The 18,827-nt window shown below is 69.7% G+C and carries 17 protein-coding genes; 5 read left to right on the forward strand and 12 right to left on the reverse strand.

Going from position 1 to position 18,827, the window contains the following annotated elements:
• Positions 1 to 5 precede the first annotated feature (5 nt).
• The 6 genes from secA to mtrA form a co-directional block, all read right to left on the reverse strand.
• Positions 6 to 2,720, reverse strand: coding sequence for a preprotein translocase subunit SecA (gene secA / locus ABD108_RS02610; protein WP_425579765.1), 2,715 nt, complete (start codon positions 2,718 to 2,720; stop codon positions 6 to 8).
• Positions 2,721 to 2,849: 129 nt separating this feature from the next.
• Positions 2,850 to 3,566, reverse strand: coding sequence for a ribosome hibernation-promoting factor, HPF/YfiA family (hpf, locus tag ABD108_RS02615; RefSeq protein WP_305109940.1), 717 nt, complete (start codon positions 3,564 to 3,566; stop codon positions 2,850 to 2,852).
• Between the two features lie 276 nt (positions 3,567 to 3,842).
• Complete coding sequence (locus tag ABD108_RS02620; protein ID WP_343929155.1) at positions 3,843 to 4,511, reverse strand: ComF family protein; 669 nt, start codon at positions 4,509 to 4,511, stop codon at positions 3,843 to 3,845.
• Between the two features lie 29 nt (positions 4,512 to 4,540).
• A complete protein-coding gene (gene lpqB / locus ABD108_RS02625) occupies positions 4,541 to 6,331 on the reverse strand; it encodes an MtrAB system accessory lipoprotein LpqB (protein WP_343929156.1) in 1,791 nt (596 codons plus the stop codon).
• Positions 6,324 to 7,988 (reverse strand): MtrAB system histidine kinase MtrB, encoded by a 1,665-nt coding sequence (gene mtrB / locus ABD108_RS02630; protein ID WP_220656248.1) that lies wholly within the window; start codon positions 7,986 to 7,988, stop codon positions 6,324 to 6,326. The genes lpqB and mtrB overlap by 8 nt, the downstream gene beginning before the upstream one ends.
• 19 nt (positions 7,989 to 8,007) lie before the next feature.
• Positions 8,008 to 8,694 carry an MtrAB system response regulator MtrA gene (gene mtrA, locus ABD108_RS02635; protein WP_343929157.1) on the reverse strand — a complete coding sequence of 229 codons (687 nt, stop codon included), beginning with the start codon at positions 8,692 to 8,694 and terminating at the stop codon, positions 8,008 to 8,010.
• A gap of 52 nt (positions 8,695 to 8,746) precedes the next feature.
• Between mtrA and ABD108_RS02640 the strand changes: the two genes are divergently transcribed.
• The 3 genes from ABD108_RS02640 to ABD108_RS02650 all read left to right on the forward strand — a co-directional run bounded on the left by ABD108_RS02640 (position 8,747) and on the right by ABD108_RS02650 (position 11,059).
• The gene (locus ABD108_RS02640) at positions 8,747 to 9,388 is read left to right on the forward strand and encodes a dTMP kinase (protein ID WP_343929158.1); all 642 of its coding nucleotides are present in this window, start codon (positions 8,747 to 8,749) and stop codon (positions 9,386 to 9,388) included.
• A 133-nt stretch (positions 9,389 to 9,521) separates the two neighbouring features.
• Entirely contained in the window at positions 9,522 to 10,658 is a 1,137-nt protein-coding gene (locus ABD108_RS02645) for an Mrp/NBP35 family ATP-binding protein (protein WP_220656250.1), read from the forward strand.
• Positions 10,655 to 11,059 carry a GNAT family N-acetyltransferase gene (locus ABD108_RS02650; RefSeq protein WP_220656251.1) on the forward strand — a complete coding sequence of 135 codons (405 nt, stop codon included), beginning with the start codon at positions 10,655 to 10,657 and terminating at the stop codon, positions 11,057 to 11,059. Before ABD108_RS02645 ends, ABD108_RS02650 begins: the two co-directional genes overlap by 4 nt.
• Positions 11,060 to 11,141: 82 nt before the next feature.
• Here ABD108_RS02650 and ABD108_RS02655 read toward each other — a convergent pair whose 3' ends face one another.
• From ABD108_RS02655 to sigE, 5 genes are all read right to left on the reverse strand, one after another.
• Positions 11,142 to 12,056 (reverse strand): hypothetical protein, encoded by a 915-nt coding sequence (locus ABD108_RS02655; RefSeq protein WP_343929159.1) that lies wholly within the window; start codon positions 12,054 to 12,056, stop codon positions 11,142 to 11,144.
• 153 nt (positions 12,057 to 12,209) lie between these two features.
• Positions 12,210 to 12,689 (reverse strand): Sec-independent protein translocase protein TatB, encoded by a 480-nt coding sequence (tatB, locus tag ABD108_RS02660; protein ID WP_343929160.1) that lies wholly within the window; start codon positions 12,687 to 12,689, stop codon positions 12,210 to 12,212.
• Positions 12,690 to 12,714: 25 nt separating this feature from the next.
• Positions 12,715 to 14,217: a S1C family serine protease gene (locus ABD108_RS02665; protein WP_305109946.1), complete on the reverse strand. Its 1,503-nt coding sequence runs from the start codon at positions 14,215 to 14,217 to the stop codon at positions 12,715 to 12,717.
• A gap of 9 nt (positions 14,218 to 14,226) precedes the next feature.
• Positions 14,227 to 14,616, reverse strand: a complete 390-nt coding sequence (locus ABD108_RS02670; protein WP_304941237.1) for an RNA polymerase subunit sigma-70 — start codon at positions 14,614 to 14,616, stop codon at positions 14,227 to 14,229.
• A 119-nt stretch (positions 14,617 to 14,735) separates the two neighbouring features.
• Positions 14,736 to 15,389, reverse strand: coding sequence for an RNA polymerase sigma factor SigE (gene sigE, locus ABD108_RS02675; RefSeq protein ID WP_220656255.1), 654 nt, complete (start codon positions 15,387 to 15,389; stop codon positions 14,736 to 14,738).
• A 234-nt stretch (positions 15,390 to 15,623) separates the two neighbouring features.
• Here sigE and ABD108_RS02680 point away from each other — a divergent pair, with 234 nt between their 5' ends.
• Together ABD108_RS02680 and ABD108_RS02685 are read left to right on the forward strand one after the other, a co-directional pair.
• On the forward strand, positions 15,624 to 16,289 hold the full coding sequence (locus ABD108_RS02680) for an O-methyltransferase (protein WP_425579754.1): 666 nt from the start codon (positions 15,624 to 15,626) through the stop codon (positions 16,287 to 16,289).
• A 625-nt stretch (positions 16,290 to 16,914) separates the two neighbouring features.
• On the forward strand, positions 16,915 to 18,012 hold the full coding sequence (locus tag ABD108_RS02685; protein ID WP_343929161.1) for a hypothetical protein: 1,098 nt from the start codon (positions 16,915 to 16,917) through the stop codon (positions 18,010 to 18,012).
• A 16-nt stretch (positions 18,013 to 18,028) separates the two neighbouring features.
• On the opposite strand, the gene ABD108_RS02690 is transcribed toward ABD108_RS02685, so the two are convergent.
• On the reverse strand, positions 18,029 to 18,820 hold the full coding sequence (locus ABD108_RS02690; RefSeq protein ID WP_343929162.1) for an SGNH/GDSL hydrolase family protein: 792 nt from the start codon (positions 18,818 to 18,820) through the stop codon (positions 18,029 to 18,031).
• Positions 18,821 to 18,827: the final 7 nt, after the last annotated feature.

The following is an 18,827-nucleotide window of genomic DNA, read 5'->3' on the forward strand; positions in this document are numbered from 1 at the left end:
CGCGCCTACTTGCGGCGGTGCTTGGGGCGGCGCCCCGCGGGCGCCGGCTTCGCGGCCTTGGCGGCCTCGCGCTGCGCGGCCCGCCGCTCGGCGCGGGTACCGCCCGGCTCATCAGCGGCCTGCGACAGATCCGTGGCATCGCCCTGCTCGGACGGGCCCGACAGCGTGATCTTCTCCGGATCGGGCTCGGCGATCGGCGCGTTCACCTGCGCAGTGCTGCCCGCGGGGGTCCCGGCCTCGCCGTCGTTCTCCGGCTCCTGCACCTGGACCTTGAACAGGGTCGCGACCGACTCCTCCTTGAGGCCCTCGAGCATGCCGTTGAACATGTCGTAGCCCTCGCGCTGGTACTCGACCACGGGATCGCGCTGGGCGATCTGGCGCAGGCCGATGCCCTCCTTGAGGTAGTCCATCTCGTAGAGGTGCTCGCGCCACTTCTGGTCCAGCACCGACAGCAGGACCGACCGCTCGACCTGGCGCATGGTGCCCTCGCCGGCCGCCGTCTCGATCCGCTCCTGATGCTTGTCGTAGGCGTCGTGGATGTCGTCGAGGAGCACCGTCTTGAGCTCCTCGCGGGTGATCTCGTCGCGGTCGCCGTTCTCGTCCTCGCCGACGACCTTCTTCCAGTCGAGCTCGATCGGGTACAGCGTGCGCAGCGCCTCCCACAGCTCGTCGAGGTCCCAGTCCTCCACGTAGCCGGTGGCGGTGGCGCCGTCCACGTAGGCCGAGACCACGTCGTCGGTCATGTGGTTGATCTGGTCGAACAGGTCGGCGCCCGCGAGGATCTTGCGGCGCTCGTCGTAGATCACCTTGCGCTGCTCGTTCTGCACGTCGTCGTACTTGAGCACGTTCTTACGGATCTCGAAGTTCTGCTGCTCGACCTGCGTCTGCGCGCTGCGGATGGCGCGGGAGACGAACTTGTTGTCGATCGGCACGTCGTCGGGCAGGTTGACGCGGTTCATCCACGCCTCGATCTGCGCGCCGTTGAAGCGCCGCATCAGCTCGTCGCCCAGCGAGAGGTAGAAGCGGGACTCGCCCGGATCGCCCTGGCGGCCGGAGCGGCCGCGCAGCTGGTTGTCGATGCGCCGCGACTCGTGCCGCTCGGTGCCCAGCACGTACAGGCCGCCGGCTTCGCGCACGTCCTCGGCGTAGGCCTTGGACTCCTTCTTGACCTGCTCGATGGTCTCGTCCCACGCCGCCTCGTACTCCTCCGGCGTGGTGACCGGGTCGAGACCGCGCTCGCGCAGCTGCAGGTCGGCGATGATGTCGGGGTTGCCGCCGAGCACCACGTCGGTACCGCGGCCGGCCATGTTGGTGGCCACCGTGACCGCGCCGGGCGTGCCCGCCTTGGCGATGATCGCCGCCTCCTGCTCGTGGAACTTCGCGTTGAGCACCGTGTGCGGGATCTTCCGCTTCTCCAGCTGCCGCGACAGGTACTCCGACCGCTCCACCGAGGTGGTACCGATCAGCACCGGCTGGCCCGCCTCGTGCCGCTCGGTGATGTCCTCGACGATCGCCGCGAACTTCGCCTCCTCGGTCTTGTAGATGAGGTCGGTCTGGTCCTTGCGGATCATCGGCTTGTTCGTGGGGATCGGGATGACGCCCAGCTTGTAGATCTGGTGCAGCTCGGCGGCCTCGGTCTCGGCGGTGCCGGTCATGCCCGAGAGCTTGTCGTAGAGCCGGAAGTAGTTCTGCAGCGTGATGGTGGCCAGCGTCTGGTTCTCGGCCTGGATCTCGACGTTCTCCTTCGCCTCCAGGGCCTGGTGCATGCCCTCGTTGAAGCGGCGGCCCGCGAGCACGCGGCCGGTGAACTCGTCGACGATGAGCACCTCACCGGAGCGGACAATGTAGTCCTTGTCGCGCTCGTAGAGCTCCTTGGCCTTGATCGCGTTGTTGAGGTAGCTCACCAGCAGCGAGTTGGCCGAATCGTAGAGGTTGTCGATGCCCAGCTGATCCTCGACCAGCTCGACGCCGGCCTCGTTCACGCCGATCGTCTTCTTCCGGATGTCCACCTCGTAGTGGACGTCCTTGTCCATCTGCGGCACGATCCGGGCGAACTCGGTGTACCACTTGCTGGAGCCGTCCGCGGGGCCCGAAATGATCAGCGGGGTGCGGGCCTCGTCGATGAGGATCGAGTCGACCTCGTCGACGATGGCGTAGTTGTGGCCGCGCTGCACCAGTTCCTCGGTGCTGTGCGCCATGTTGTCGCGCAGGTAGTCGAAGCCGAACTCGTTGTTGGTGCCGTAGGTGATGTCGGCGGCGTAGGCCTGGCGGCGGCGGTCCGGGTCCTGGCCGGCCAGGATGCAGTCCACCTCGAGGCCGAGGAAGCGGTGCACGCGGCCCATCCAGTCGGCGTCGCGCTTGGCGAGGTAGTCGTTCGTGGTCACCAGGTGCACGCCCTTGCCGGACAGCGCGTTGAGGTACGCGGCCATCACGGAGGTCAGGGTCTTGCCCTCACCGGTCTTCATCTCGGCGATGTCGCCCTGGTGCAGGGCGCCCGCACCCATGATCTGCACGTGGTACGGCTTCTGCCCGAGCACGCGCCAGGACGCCTCACGGGCGGTCGCGAAGGCCTCGGGGAGGATGTCGTCGAGGGTCTCGCCGTCGTCGAGTCGCTTCTTGAATTCGGCGGTCTTGGCCTGGAGTTTCTCGTCGGAGAGCGCCTCGTACTCGTCGTTCAGGCTCTCCACGTAGGAGGCCAGACCGTCGAGCCGCTTGACCATCCGGCCTTCGCCGAATCGCAGCACCTTGGAGAGAACCACTGAGCAACCTCAATCTCGTACGCGGAAGATCCCGCAAGCGGAAGATCCCGGCCGCCGTCACGGCGACCGGGATCCATCGTAGGCGAAACGTCAGGTCAGGCGGAGGAGGCCGTAGTCGAAAGCCTTCCGTCGGTACACCACGGTTGGCTTCTCGGTCTCCTTGTCGAAGAACAGGAAGAAGTCGTGACCGACCAACTCCATCTGGTAGAGCGCATCATCGACCGTCATCGGCGTGCCCGGATGGTCCTTGACGCGCACCACCTGACCGGGCAGGTGATCCTCGACGAGCGCCGCGTACGGATCGTCGTCCGTCGCGTCGGAGGCGTCCGGCAGGGCCGACGGTGCGGTGGCCTCGGAGACGGAGACCGGCGTGCGGTTGCCGTAGTGCACCTTCTTGCGGTCCGAGGCCTTGCGGATGCGGGACTGCACCTTCGACAGGGCCAGTTCGAACGCGGCGTAGAAGTTGTCCGCGGACGCCTCCGCGTGTGCGACGCCTCCCTTGCCGCGCACCGTGAGCTCGAGCTTCTGGCACGACTTGGACTGCCGCGGATTGGGTTCGTGGAGCAGTGCCACTTCGAAGAGGGTGATGGTGGACCGGAATCGTTCGAGCCGCGCCAGCTTGTCGCCTATGTAGACGCGGAAGTGTTCGGGCACTTCCACGTTCCGACCGTCGATGGTCAGGGGGGCGTTGGGCGTCAGGTACTCCTTGTCGCGCTCGTCGGCCACGTGGCCGGGTTCGCGGAACGGATCCACCTCGACGGTGCTGGCACCGGTGCGGTTGGTATCGCGAGAGGACAGAAGGGTCATAGAAGATGCCTTTCGTGTGGGCCCCGACGGGTGCACTCCGGCCGGATCACCAGTCCGCCGTCTTTGCTGCGCGCGCGTCTTCGGGCTCAGATCTTCTGCGCCGGGCGGATTGCCGGGCGCCAGGAGGGTGTCGCATCACCTCCGATCCGTGGAACCGGTCGGGCACCGTTTCACGAGCCCGCTGGTAGTACCCGAAGATAGCCCGGCCGCCGCTCGCCCGCCACCGTTTGCGCACCTTGAGTTCACCGTGTCGTCACGCGCCGGGTTCGCGTACCCTCACGCCGCCGCGATCGTGAGCGCCGCCGAGACCCGCACACCGCGCCGCGCCAGGGCCGCGACCGACTCGGCGAGGGTGGCGCCGGTGGTCACCACGTCGTCGATCAGCACGAGCGCACCGTCGGGCGGGGGCCCGAGCACGCGGACGGTGCCGGCCACCGTGTCCGCCCGGGCGGCGGCGTTCAGCCCCACGGAATCGGGCCGCCCCGCCGATCGCAGGACCGGGGCGACGCGCACCCGGGACACCGGCCCGGCCGCCTCCGCCGCGGCCCGGCACATCGCCGTCACCACATCGCCGCCGCGGCGCCGCGCGGCCCACCGGGTGGTGGGCGCGGGCACCAGCACCACCGGATCGTCGAGTTCGTGCCACGCCCGCAGCCGCAGCAGGCCGTGCGCCAGCGCGCGGCCCAGCGGGACCGCCAGATCGCCGCGGCCCCGCTCCTTGAGCTGCAGGACGGCGCGGCGCCGCGGACCGTCGTACCGGCCCAGCGTCCACACGGGCACCCCGACGTCGACGGTGCTGCGGATGCGCGCGGGAACGTCGTGCAGCGCCGCCTCGCAGCGGCCGCACCAGCGCACCGCGGGCGCGCCGCAGCCGCCGCAGGTGCGCGGGATCGCCAGGTCGACCAGATCGTCGACGGCGCCCACCAGCTGACGTGCGATCCGCATCGGCTCCCCCGATCGCCGGCGGTGGCGCGCTAGCCCGGCATCACCGGGTTCGCCCGGCCCCCCGCCAGGCGATCCACCTGGCTCCAGTATTGCGCGCCGCTGTCCGCGCCGATGGCGATGCTCCACACCCCGGACGAATCGGTCGCGTAGATCGTGTTCAGCGAGGCCGCGACCATCGTGACCGGGGGCGAGAGGTTGCGGCTGGGCAGCGCGATGACGTCACCCGCGTCGTAGCGCACCGTCAGCACGGGCGATTCCGTGGTGTTGCGGCCCACCACGAAGGTGTCGCCGGTCTGCCAGTCCACCGAGGCCGGAGCCAGGTCACGGTCGGTCTCCACCGGCTGCAACCGGGAGATGGTGGGCTGCCCGTCGGGTTTGGTGAGGATCACGCCCACCAGCACCTTGCCGCCCGCGATCAGCGCGACCCGGACCCCGTCACGGGAGAGCCGCAGTTCGGTGATCGGACCGGGCGCCGCGGCGGCGACCTCCGCCGAATCCACATCGGTCGGCGTGACCTCGCCGGTGGTCTGGTCCTGCCGCAGCCGCACCACCCGGGTGCCGTCGAGCACCGTCCACACCGTGGCGTCGTCGGGCATCCAGGACGGGCGGGTCATCGAGCCCGCGGTGAGCACCTGGGTGGGCACGCCGCCGTACGGGCCGATGGACAGTGCCGTGCCGGGGCCGCCGCGCGGACCCGAATCGAGGACGGCCGCCACCTGCCGGCCCGAGGCCGACAGGCCCACGGACCGGATCGAATTGCTCACGCCGAAGGGCCCGGCCACCGGGGTGACGGCCGCGCCGGACACCTTGACGAACCGGCCGTCGAGCACGCCGTGCAGGCCGACCGCCAGATCGGACGAGGCGTTCGGGCTGCTGGAGGCCACGTCGTTCGGGTTCCAGCCCGAGACGTGCTTATCGTCGAGCGGCGTGCCGTCCACGGTGATCACGTACGGTCCCTGCACCTCGGCGCCGGCCAGCGTCCACACCACCTGCCCGGCGAGCAGGCGTCCCACATCGGGGTCCATCCGCGGCAGGCCCGTGAAATCGACGCGGACACCCGCGTATCCGACCCCGGGGTCTCGTTCGGCGCCCTGCGCATCGGTCACCGATCCGCGGACCGACGCGGTGCTGCCGAAGGGATTGAAGACGGCACCCACCAGGCTCGACCGCGGGCCGCGCACCAGCAGCATCAACAGATCGGCGGGGAGTTTCGCGCGGGGGCTGGCGAGCCATCGCGCATCCGGCACCAGGGTGCGGCCGGTGGGGTCCGGGAAGTAGAGCACGTACCGGCTGTACACGGCGCGGAACTGCTGGGTGTCGATCACCAGCATCGGGGTGGCGCCCACATCGCTGAGGCCCTGGATGCGCCACTGCCCCTCGACCTGCACCAGTTGCAGGTTCTGGGTGATCGACTGGCTGGTCGGCTCGAAAGTGCCGTCGGCGCCGAAGAATCCGGTGGCCTGCGCGCGGATGGTCGCCTTGATGAGATCGGAGGAGCGCTCGGTGGGCAGCACGTCGATGTTCTTGACCACCACGGCGCGCTGCGGCACCTGCCAGGTGGTCGCGCCCGCCGCCACCAGGAACTTGCGCGAGGCGGCGTAGTTGTTGTCCGCCATCGCGTTCGCCTTGAGGAAGTCGCGCACGATCGTCTCCGGCGGGGCGTCCTTCTGCGGGGTGATGTTCCGATCGACCGACTGTTTGCCGCCGAGGTCGCCGATCACACTGGGCCGGGAATCGCCGGGGATGGTGGCGCATCCCGCCAGCGCCAGCGATGCGGCGAGCAGCGCGATCAGCAGTCGCGCGCACCGGGACTCACGCATCGTCGTCCCCCTCCGTCGCGGGCTTGCGGAAGGTGGGCTTGAGCGGGAGCGGACTCACCAGAATCCGGTGGCCGCGCTCGCGGGGCAGGGTGAGGCGGAAGCAGGCGCCGTTGCCGGGCTCGCCCCACGCCTCCAGCCGGCCGCTGTGCAGCCGGGCGTCCTCGATGCTGATGGCCAGGCCCAGTCCGGTGCCGCCGGAGCGCCGCACGCGCGACGGGTCCGAGCGCCAGAACCGGTTGAAGACCAGTTTCTCCTCACCCGGCCGCAGCCCCACGCCGTAGTCGCGCACCGTCACGGCGACGGCGTCGTCGTCGGCGCGCATGGTGAGGATCACCGGCTTCCCTTCGCTGTGGTCGATGGCGTTCGCGAGCAGGTTGCGCAGCACGCGTTCCACCCGGCGGGCGTCGGCGTCGACGATCACCGGATCGTCGGGCAGGTCCACGATGAGCTCGGTGCCGGACTCGTCGGCGAGGTGGCGCACGGTGCTGACGGCGGCGTTGATCGGCACATCGATGTCGATCTTCTCCGAGTGCAGTTCGGCCACGCCCGCGTCGTGCCGGGAGATCTCCAGCAGCTCGGCCAGCAGCAGCTCGAACCGGTCCAGTTCGGTGACCATCAGCTCGGTGGTGCGCCGCAGGCCCGGATCGAGTTCGTCGGCGGAGTCGGCGATCATGTCGGCGGCCATCCGCACGGTGGTCAGCGGGGTCCGCAGTTCGTGCGAGACGTCGGAGGTGAACTGGCGTTGCAGATTGCCGAACTCCTCCAGCTGATTGATCTGCTTGGACAGCGATTCGGCCATGTCGTTGAAGCTCATCGCCAGCCGCGCGATGTCGTCCTCGCCGCGCACCGGCATCCGTTCCTTGAGCCGACCCTCGGCGAACCGCACCGCGATCCGTGCGGCCGAGCGCACGGGCAGCACCACCTGCCGGGCCACCAGCAGGCTCACTGCCGCCAGCAGCACCAGCAGCACCGCGGCGCCGGTGACCAGCGTGCGCTGCATCAGGTTGAGCGTGTCCTCCTCCTGAGTCAGCGGGAACACCAGGTACAGCTCCAGTCCCTGCACGGACGACTGCACGGGGGTGCCGATCACCAGCACCTTGCCGTAGCGGCCCGTGCTGTCGGTGACCGTCGCGTGCTGATAAGCGGTCTGCCCGCTGCGCACGAAGGTCTGCAGCGACTGCGGGACCTCGCTCTCGGCGCCCACCACGGTGGGCGCCCGGCCGGCGCCGTGCGGCACGATCAGCACCGGGTCGTAGCTGCCCGACCGGGCCGCCGACGGAGCCACGTCGGAGCCCTGGGTCACGAGGTTCGCGCGTACCTGCCGCAGCGTGGTCTCGACCCCCTCGGGGCGGGCCTCGCTGCGGCTCAGCGTGACCTCGACCACCTGCTTGACCCGCGCCGTCTCCTCCTCACCGGCGGAGAGTTTGGCCTGGACCAGCTGAGTGGCGAGCTGCGAGGTGAGCACGAAGCCCAGCAGCAGCAGCACCGCGAGGCTCAGTGCCAGCGTGGAGGTCACCACGCGCCACTGCAGGGACCGGCGCCACACCCGGCCGGCATAGGTGAGGGACTGTCCGGCGAACCGGGCGACCCCCGTGAGCAGTTCACGGGGGTCGCGCGGCAGGTCGCGCAGGTCCTGCAGGCGGGGACGCTTCACCATGCGGCGCTCACGATGCGCCTCACGCCGGGCCGGCCTTGTAGCCGACTCCCCTCAGCGTGAGCACGATCTCCGGGTTCTCCGGGTCCTTCTCGATCTTCGCGCGCAGACGCTGGATGTGGACGTTGACCAGCCGGGTGTCGGCCGGGTGCCGGTAGCCCCACACCTGTTCGAGCAGCACGTCGCGGGTGAACACCTGACGCGGTTTGCGGGCCATGGTCACCAGCAGGTCGAACTCGGTGGGGGTGAGCGGCACGACCTCGCCGTCGCGGGTCACCTTGTGCGCCGGGACGTCGATGATCACGTTGCCGATCGAGAGCAGATCGCTGGGCTCGTCGGCGGTGCGGCGCAGCCGGGCGCGCACGCGGGCCACGAGCTCCTTGGGCTTGAAGGGTTTGATCACGTAGTCGTCGGCGCCGGACTCGAGGCCCAGCACCACGTCCACGGTGTCGGCCTTGGCGGTGAGCATCACGATCGGCACGTTGGAGTCGGCGCGCAGCACGCGCGCCACGTCGATGCCGTTCATGCCGGGCAGCATGAGGTCGAGCAGCACGAGATCGGGGCGGAACTCGCGGGCCGCGCCGAGGGCCTGCGTGCCGTCGCCCACCACCATCGAGTCGAAGCCCTCGTTGCGCAGCACGATGGTGAGCATCTCCGCCAGCGCCGGATCGTCGTCGATCACCAGGATGCGGGGTTTCATACTGTCCATATTGTCACCGCGGACAATGTTCGCGCCGCTACGACACCTAGCATTGCCGCCTATGGGAACTCTGGTGGCGATCGAGGGGCTCGACGGGGCGGGCAAGAACACCCTCACCCGGGCGGTCACGGAGCGGCTCACCGGCCGTGGTCTCACCGTGGGGGCGCTGGCCTTCCCGCGGTACGGGCGCTCGATCCACGCCGATCTCGCGGCCGAGGCGCTGCGCGGCGGGCACGGCGACGCCACGGCGTCGGTGTACGGCATGGGCCTGCTGTTCGCGCTGGACCGGCGCGACGCGGCGGATGAGATCCGCGGCCTGCTCGGCGCGCACGACGTGGTGCTGCTGGACCGGTACGCCGCATCGTCGGCGGCGTACAGCGCGGCCCGCCTGGGCGAGTCGGCCGACGGTGCCGCCGCGGCCTGGGTGCGCGAGTTGGAGTTCGAGCGGTTCGGCCTGCCGGTGCCCGATCTGCAGGTGTACCTGGACGTGCCGGTGGCGGTGGCCGCCGAGCGGGCCCGTTCCCGGGAGGCGGCCGATGCCTCGCGCACCCGCGACGCCTACGAGCGGGACGCCGACCTGCAGGTCCGCACGGGCGCGGTGTACTCCGGGCTGGCCGCGGCGGGCTGGGTGTCGCCGTGGCGGGTACACGGGGTCGACGATGCCCCGGAGCTGCTGGCCGACGCGATCGCGGGCCCTTCCTAAGAAGTCACTGCAGGCGCTGCCTGCCCTGCGGCCCACCGTCGGGCATCCGGCCGGCCGCGTCCAGCCGGCCGGCCCTCGGTCCCGGTGCGGCCGCGCTCGGCCGATTTCCCTGCCCGGATACGATGGAGGGGCTATGACTGCGGTAACGGAAGACGCGATCCGGTCGGCCCTGGCCACCGTGAACGACCCCGAGATCGGGAAGCCGATCACCGATCTGGGGATGGTGAAGTCGGTCGCGGTGCAACCCGACTCGTCGGTCGATGTCGAGGTGTACCTGACCACGTCGGCGTGCCCCATGCGCAGCCAGATCGTGGACCGCGTGCGGACCGCCGTCGCGGACGTCCCCGGCGCGGGCGAGGTGCGCGTCGAGCTGGACGTGATGAACGACGAGCAGCGCGCGGAGCTGCGCAAAACGGTGCGCGGCGATAAGGCCGAGCCGGTGATCCCCTTCGCCCAGCCCGGGTCGCTGACCCGCGTGTACGCGGTGGCGTCGGGCAAGGGCGGCGTGGGCAAGAGCTCCGTGACCGTGAACCTGGCCGCGGCGCTGGCGGCGCGCGGCCTCTCGGTGGGTGTGCTGGACGCCGATATCTACGGCCACTCGGTGCCGCGGATGATGGGCACCGAGGCGCGGCCCACCCAGGTGGATTCGATGATCATGCCGCCGCAGGCGCACGGCGTGAAGGTGATCTCGGTGGCCATGTTCACCAGTGGGAACACCCCCGTGGTGTGGCGCGGCCCGATGCTGCACCGCGCGTTGCAGCAGTTCCTGGCCGATGTCTTCTGGGGCGATCTCGATGTGCTCCTGCTCGACCTGCCGCCCGGCACCGGCGATGTGGCGATCTCGATCGCGCAGCTGATCCCGGGCGCGGAGATCCTGGTGGTCACCACGCCGCAGACGGCGGCGGCCGAGGTCGCGGAGCGGGCCGGTGCCATCGCGCTGCAGACCCGTCAGCGGGTGGCCGGCGTGATCGAGAACATGGCCGGTCTCACCCTGCCCGACGGGACGGTGCTGGACGTCTTCGGTTCCGGCGGCGGCGAGCAGGTGGCCGCCCGGCTCACCCGCGCCGTGGGCGCCGATGTGCCACTGCTGGGCCAGATCCCGCTCGATCCGCAACTGCGCGAGGCGGGCGACGCGGGTACCCCGGTGGTGCTGTCCGATCCCGAATCCCCCACCGGTACGGCGCTGCGCGCCATCGCCGACAAGCTGGCCGTACGCAAACGCGGGCTCGCGGGCATGAGCCTGGGGATCGACACCACGCGTCACCTGTGAGCTTCGAGCTCGTCGTCGGTCCGCCACCGCTCGCCGACTACGTTCGGCTGCGGGCGGATTCGGGGCTGTCGCCGAAATCGGAGGAGCAGGCCGCGGGTGCGCTCGCGAACAGTTGGCGCTGGTGCCACGTGCTGTCCGACGGTGCGGTGGTCGGCATGGGCCGGGTGCTGGGCGACGGCGGCTGGTACTTCCACATCGCCGATATGGCCACGCTGCCCACGTATCAGGGCCGCGGGATCGGGCGGGCCATCCTGGAGTGGCTGATCGCTGAGATCCGCACCCACGCGCCCGCGGATCCGTACATCACGCTGATGGCCGACGGTCCCGGTCGCCCGCTGTACCGCAAGCTCGGCTTCGTCGAGACGGCACCGCACAGCCTCGGTATGCGGCTTCCCGTCTAGCCTTCCGGTTGTCCGATCCGCGGCCGGTAGTCCGATCCGCGGCCGGTAGCGGGCAGCGGATCGCACTACCGGAGGGGATAGCTCACGCGACGGCGAGGAGGCCGTTCCGCACCAGTGCGGGGGTGAGGATGTCCCGCAGCCGGTTCGGCGCCGCGAGTTCCCGCCACTGCCAGCGCACCACCTCAACGCCCGAGGCAGCGAATGCGGCATGGCGCCGCTTCTCGTCGGCGAGCGCGCTGTCGACTTCGGCCGGATCGGCCCCGTATTTGCCGCGGCCGTCGAATTCGCCGGTCATCGGTCCCCAATCGAAGTCCGCGACGTAGGTTTCACCCTCGATCGTGCGCGGCACCTGAAGTCGCGGCATCGGCAGACCCGCGGCCAGGATCTGCATCCTGGACCACGATTCGCCCGCCGATTCACTGCGGTCGACGGAGAGTTCCACTGCCCTGCGCGCCACGAACGCCCCGGTCCGCCCGCTGAGCAGGGCGAGGCACTGCGTCAGATCCGCGAGCTCGACGGGCGGTGGGTCGATCGGGCTCGGATAGCGCCGGATCAACCGCACGGCGTCGATCGCGCACACACCGCGGTCCACATCGCCCGACATGGCGACGTCGATCGCCGTCCGGCATCGCGTGGTCACGCGGACACCGTCGACCACGGTCACCTGATCCGCGGGCAACGGCCGGGGGTGGATGTGCAGACCGCGTCGTCTCCCGCCACCGCTCATGCGGTCGACCGTGAAGTGGACGAGGCTGCGATCCGGATGCAGCACCGGGATGCCGTGGAGGGCGGCGGCGCTCTGATGACTGACGACGGCGCCGCAGGTTGTGGCGGCGGCCAGGATGCGCTCGCGGTACAGCTCCCATGCCGGGGCGTCGGTGTTCGGTCCGTAGACGCCGTGCGCCAGGCGCCGGATGCCCGCGCCGGTCTCGCGAGCGATCCGGGCGTCGCTCCATCCCATCAGCTTGAGTTGCTGCCGCGTCCAGATCCGCCCCATGCACCCAGTGAACTCGATGTCGGGCTCCGGACAGGGTGCTCGGCGGCCGTCCATCCACAGGATCGGCGTTATCCACAGGGACAGCCCCCTCCGGGAGCTGCAACCGCTGCCGACTACCGGCCGCGGATCGCACCACCGGCAGCGGCAGCAGGGCTACGTGGCGTCCGGATCGAAGGGTGGGCGTTCGCCGGGGGTGAGGGGCTCGTGGATGCGGGGCATCGTCGGCATCGGACCGGGCGGCACCTCGAGGGGCGCGGCGTCGACCGCGGCGGCGGGCGCCTGCTCCGTGCCGTTGATGATCTTGGAGACGTTGAGCGAATCGGCGGTGGACCGCACCTGATCACCCATCTGCCGGATCACGGTGTCGTCGCCGTCCAGCAGGTGCTTGGTGACGATGGCGGTGGGCGTCATCCCGCGCAGGTTCTGGATCTGCTGCAGCGGCTCGCGCAGGGAATCGAAATCGGAACCCATATCGTCTTTGAGCTGCTGCGTGGCGCCGGTCGCGTACTCGCGCACCTGGCGCAGCGCGGTGAAGAACCAGTTCACGGCACCCGGCAGTCGCTCGGGACCCAGGATCACCAGGCCCACCACGACCAGCATGAGGATCTCCCCCATACCGAGATTCGAGAACACCCTGCCATGGTAGCCGGGTCCGGCGTCAGGCCGCGGTCGGCGTCACCTTGATCGGCACCTGGCGGCCGTCGCGCACCACCGTCACCGTGGTCTCCTTGCCCACACCCACGGCGCGGATCTCCACGGCGAGCGCGGCGGAATCGTCGATCTCCTTGTCGCCGACCTTGGTGATCACGTCGCCCTCGCGGATGCCCGCCTTCTCGGCGGCGGCGCCCTTCTTCACGTTCTCCACCTGGACGCCCTGCGCGGTCTCGTTGCGCACCTCGCGGCCGTTGATGCCGATCTCCGCGTGCACGATCTTGTCGCCGCGGATCAGTGCCTGCGCGATGGGCTGGAAGACGTTGGAGGCGATGGCGAAACCGAGGCCCTCCGAGCCGCCGGACGCCGACCGGATGATGGTGTTCATGCCGATCTGCCGGCCCTGCAGGTCGATGAGCGGGCCACCGGAGTTACCGGGGTTGATCGACGCATCGGTCTGCACGCTGTCGAAGACGGCGGGCGGGTTCGGCCCGAGCGGCGGTGCCAGCACGGGACGGTGGATGGCGGAGACGACGCCGGTAGTCACCGACTGCCGCAGGCCGCGCGGCGAGCCGACGGCCATCACGGGCTGCCCGGGGACCAGCTTGTCGGAATCGCCGATGGTGATCTGCTTCAGGCCGTCGACGGCCACCTTGACCACGGCGATATCGGTCGCGGGATCGGCGCCGACGAGCTTCGCCGGCACCCGCTGACCGCTGGAGAAGACCACCTCGATCTTCGCGTCCTTGTTCTGCTGCGCCAGGTCGATCACGTGGTTGTTGGTCATGATGTAGCCGCCGCCGGCGTCGATCACCGAACCCGAGCCCTGCGATCCGTCGGTCTTGGTGAAGATCTCGAGGGTCACCACGCTGGCGGCGACCGAGCCGGCGAGGGCGGCGTAGGCCCCGTCGTCGGGCACCTTCGCATCGTCGACGGGCAGCGCGACGCGCTTATCGGTCAGCTGCTGCACGGTGGTGCCGGTGACCCGGCCGATGACGCCGCCCAGCAGTCCGCCGACGAGGCCGATGATGAGGGCGATCGATCCGAGGACGATGAGCGCGCGGTTGTCGATCCGGCGGCCGAACAGCACATCGCTCACGCCGAGTTTGCCCGGATCGGGCTTCGGTTCGGGCTTGGGCGGCGCGTCGAGTCCCGGATCACCCAGGGCGGCGGGGCTGTCGGTATCGCGCCAGGGGTCCGCGGGCTCCTCCGGCTTCTCCGGGTCGAGCGAGGCCGCGTAGGGATCGCGCTGCAGGGTGTCGACGCTGCCCGGGGGCCGGGAGAAGGCCTCGGTCAGCACGGGGTCCGGGGCCGCCGCGCGCGGCTGGGGCCGCGCACCGTCGCCGTTCCGGGCGGAGCGGGGCTCGAACGAGCCGGACAGCCCGTCGGGCCGGCCGAAGACCACCTGTTCGCCCTCGGAGACGGAGGGACGGTGCGTGGGGCGCGGCTCGAGCCGCGGGCGCGCCGCATCGCTCGCGGGCTGAGACTGGTCGCTCGGGTCGGACGTCACGGCTCGAATCTACCGAGCGTTCCGCCGCCGACCGCGCTTGTTGCGCTCGTCGCGTCGCGAGGACTCGGGGTTGAACGTGGGAAATCCCTCGAACGGGGCGGGACCGGCCTGGTCTCCGCAACATTCGGTGGGGATCTGCGCGAGCTGGCCGAGCAGCCGGTTCGGCACGCTGATCTCGCCGGACTCGCGGAGCGTGTTGCGCACCTGGCGCTGCGCGTCGACCTCGGCCGCGCACATGGGGCACTGGGCGATGTGGGTGCCGGCGCGCAGGTGAGCGTTCATCCGCAGCTCACCGTCGACGAAGGCCACCACGGCCTCGAAGGCGAGGTGCTCGGTGGACGAGAACTCGCCGGGGCGACGGGCGAAGGCCCGTTTGAAGCTGCCGCTGAGGTGCTCCATCGCGCCTCCCCTCTATCCGTATCGCTGGAATCGTGACCCTGTTCTCAGGGTACCTGCCACTGTACGGACAACGAACGGACCGGAGCCACGGTTCCCTGGTGTGACGTGCTCGGCGCGCGTCAGTACGACAGCGAGGCGCTGCTGGTCAGGCCCTGATTCTCGAGGGCCTCGCGGATCGACTTGCGGCCGCGGTGGATGCGCGAGCGCACGGTGCCCAGCTTGACGCCGAGCGTGGCCGCGACCTCTTCGTAGGACAGGCCCTCGATGTCGGCGAGCACGACGGCGGCACGGAACTCGGGCGAGAGCGCGTCGAGCGCGGTCTGCAGCTGCGGGTTCAGGTTGGCGTCGGCGTAGATCTGGCCGGGGTCCGGATCGTCGGACGGAACCCGCTCGTAGTCCTCGGGCAGCGCTTCCATGCGGATGCGGTTGCGGCGGCGGACCATGTCGAGGAACAGGTTCGTGGTGATGCGGTGCAGCCAGCCCTCGAAGGTGCCGGGCTCGTAGCTCTGGAGGCTGCGGAAGACGCGGATGAAGGTTTCCTGCGTGAGGTCCTCGGCGTCCTGCGCGTTGCCGGAGAGGCGGTAGGCAAGCCGGTACACACGGTCGGCGTGCTCCCGGACCAGTTCGTCCCACGACGGCATGACCGAGCGGTCACCCGTCGCGTCGAAGGCGGCGGTGCCCGTCGTATCGGCCGCGCGCTCATCGTCGAACGTCGCGTACCGAGCCGTCTGCTCAGGCTCTTGCTGGGGTCCGGCCTTTCGGGCCAGGGCCATTGCTCTCCTCCTCGTGCCCCGGCCGCTCGGCTGGGGTCCTACAGAAGAACCGACCGCCCGCCCGTTTTGTTCCTTCTCGAACCCGGCGACGGGTGTTCTTCACTGACCGATACCTTTCCCTGGCGGAGTGTGGGAGTGCTGATTCCTCCCTGAGTGTTGCCTGTGCATCCTTCGCGGTCGCTAACGATCGAGTCACGGCCCGGTTACCGGCGGGCGACCGGTTAGGCTTTTCCCGTGTCCAACGACTCGAACGCCGCCGCCACATCCGCCCTGGTGACCTACGCCGAGAATGCCATCGTGGAGGACGAGGCGATGGCATCCGCCCGCGAGCGGGCCGCCGACCTGGGGGTCGACGCCGTGGCGCCCTCGGTGGGGGCCCTGCTGTCGGTGCTGGCCGCGGCCGGCGGTGCGAAGTCCGTGGTCGAGGTGGGGACGGGCGCGGGGATCAGCGGCCTGTGGCTGCTGTCGGGCATGCGCCCCGATTCGGTGCTCACCACCATCGAGACCGAGCCGGAGTTCCAGGCCGCCGCGAAGATCGGCTTCCAGCAGGCCGGGGTGGCGCCGAATCGCACCCGGCTCATCAACGGTCACGCGCTGGACGTGCTGCCGCGGCTCGCGGACGCCGCCTACGACCTCATCTTCATCGACGGTGAGCCCGTCGACCATCCGCGCTACGTGGCCGACGCAGTGCGTCTGCTGCGTCCCGGCGGGGTGCTCGTGGTGAACCTGGGCGATGCGGGCTACCGCGTGCCGGATCCGAACGCGGTCGACGACGAGGCGATCGCCGCCCGCGAGGCCACGCAGCTCATCGCGGCCGACGAGTCGCTGCTACCGGTGGTGCTCCCCCTGGCCGGCGGCCTGGTGGCCGCGGCCAAGGCCTTCGTCCCCGACGACGAGTAGCCCACCCCGAGCTGCAGGCAGCCCTCCGCGCGGTAGTCATCGAGATAGGCCGGTCCCGGTCGGTGATCGCCTCCGTATGTGCGCGTGACCTACGCTCACCGCCATGCCGGAACCTCACCCGACCTACGATCGCGAAGAGATCCTCTCCGAGCTTCAGGGATCATTCGGTGACCTCGCGATCGAGCCCATCGGCACGCAACACCTCGCAAGGTCGGACTATCCAACCCCCGAGATATGGGCCGACATCGCGGCAGTATCAGGTTCCGAATCCGTATCGCGAGCAGTACAAATGTGGCTCCGAACATTCCCCGACTCGTTTAGCCACGTCCGACAGGTGTTAGCCGATCACTGCGTAGATGTCTTTCCGGCCCTCATCACGGGGCGCGTTCCGACCCCGGAGGTTGTCCTCGTGTACGCCTTCGCCCGGACAACAGATTTTCTTCCCGACTACAGCAATAGTGGAGTCCGGTTCGACTTCGTCTTCGGGGGCCAGCCGGTCGCGGACACGGACGCAGAGTCACGGATCGGAAGTTGGGAATCCGGTCACTGGCCACAGTCGACGGCACGCTGGCACGAAATCCCGGATCGCGTTCGACGCCTGTATACAGACCTCCACGATGGCTTCATGACTGACTGGGGCCGCACACTCGGCCACGGACTGACATCGATTGCCGGGATGCACCGGTTCAGTGACGCCGACGGCGTGGACAACATGGATGGCAACGGGGGTATCGCAGGACGACTGAATAGCAGCGACGGTACCGAGCTTGAGGAGTTCGACCGCGCGGCATGGCCGGACGATAGCCGCCTCCTCGTCGTCTTCCCTAACTACCAGTACGGCGGACTCATGCTCGACCTGGATCGTGCGGAAGACGTCTGGGACTACTCCTGGGAAAGTGGACTGTGGGTGGTCGAACGACCGGTGTTCGATGTCATCGAGGACGAGATGATCCGCCGGATCTTCGGCATCTATCCGCCATCGCCGCCGGTGGCCGACGAACCGCACTTGCCCACCGACGCCCAAATGCAAATTACCGCCGCACTGGCGTGTGTCTTCGGCCGCTTAGCCGCCAGAGAGCGGATACCCGGAGGACCGATCGCGGTCTTCGATCCGGCGGCATTCCGCAGATGGGCCAGCACCCTGCCCGGCGGCCTCGACGCGGTGCTCGCGCCGCCCGCAGTGATCACTGCACAACAGATCTCTGAAGCGATCGCGGTGATCGGCGAGTCCGAGCTCGACTACTCTTCCGCGCAGACCAAACGCGTGGCCGCCATCGCAGGACTGGGCGACGTCATCGGCGCCGCGGTGGACTCCATAGTGCTCCGCGTAGGCGTGTTCCGCGTCATCGTGTCCGCGCTGACTCTGCCGTCGGCAGCACGCGAACTTGCCGCTCCGTCCCCATCGACCGAGACACCGTCCACCACACCGATGATGGTCGTGCGCCACCCCCAGCTGGCGGGAATCTGTACCGGAGATGAGATCCCGAACCCGCCCGGCGGGCACCTGCAGAGGCTCGTCACGTTCTCCGGGAAAGGCGGCACCATGCTGGTCACCGGCGGCTATGGGTATGCGGCTTGGCTCGACGCCGAGCACGTCGTGACGTTGTTCGGCATGTCGGTTCCGTCCAACCAGGAGGACGACGGTGATCGAGCGTTTCTGACCGCACTTCACGGCGCAGCGATCGACGCGGTGCAGGGGCGGAAAGCATGGCCGACAGTATGAACCACCCGCGCGACCGCTACGGCGCGGAGCGTTCCTGCTCCACACCGACGGGCCGCATGAGCGTGGGGTACTTCGGGGGCAGGCCGTCGCCGGTGGAGATTCCGCGCACGCGGCGGACCACCCACGGGTAGGCGAATTCGCGGCGCCACTTGCGCTTGATCTCGCGGTCCTCGGCGGCGCTGATCTCGGGGACCGGACCGAGGTCGGGCACCTGGAGGGTGTGCGGCACGCCGAGCACGTCGAGCACCTCGATCGCCATCCGCAGGTGGCCGGGTTCGGACATGTGGATGCGGTCGAACTCCCACATCCGCAGGTCGCGGTACTCCTTCATGCGCCAGTAGTCGAGCAGCAGCGCGCCCCGGCGGTCGGCGATCTCGCGCACCAGCTCGTTGTAGACGGCGAAGCGGCCGCGGAGCGCGCCGAAGATGCCGCTGCCGTGGCTGTCGGCGGCGGTCCACATCAGCACGGTGGCACCGGCGTCGATCAGGCGCGCGATCAGGGCGTCGTAGGTCTGCACGACGGCGTCGACGTCCACGGAGGGGCGGATCAGGTCGTTCGCACCGGCGTAGACGGTCACGAGATCGGGCTGCAGCGCGAGCGCGGCGTCGAGCTGCTCGTCGACGATCTGGTCCATCTTCTTGCCGCGGATCGCGAGGTTGGCGTAGCCGAATCCGGGGTCGCGCGCGGCCATGACCTCGGCGACGCGGTCCGACCAGCCGCGGTACTCGTGGGTGCCGGTCGGATCGGGATCGCCGACTCCCTCGGTGAAGGAGTCACCGATCGCGACGTACCGCTGGTACTCAGACATCGGCCCG

This window comes from Tsukamurella strandjordii (genome assembly GCF_039525985.1).
GTDB lineage: Bacteria > Actinomycetota > Actinomycetes > Mycobacteriales > Mycobacteriaceae > Tsukamurella > Tsukamurella strandjordii.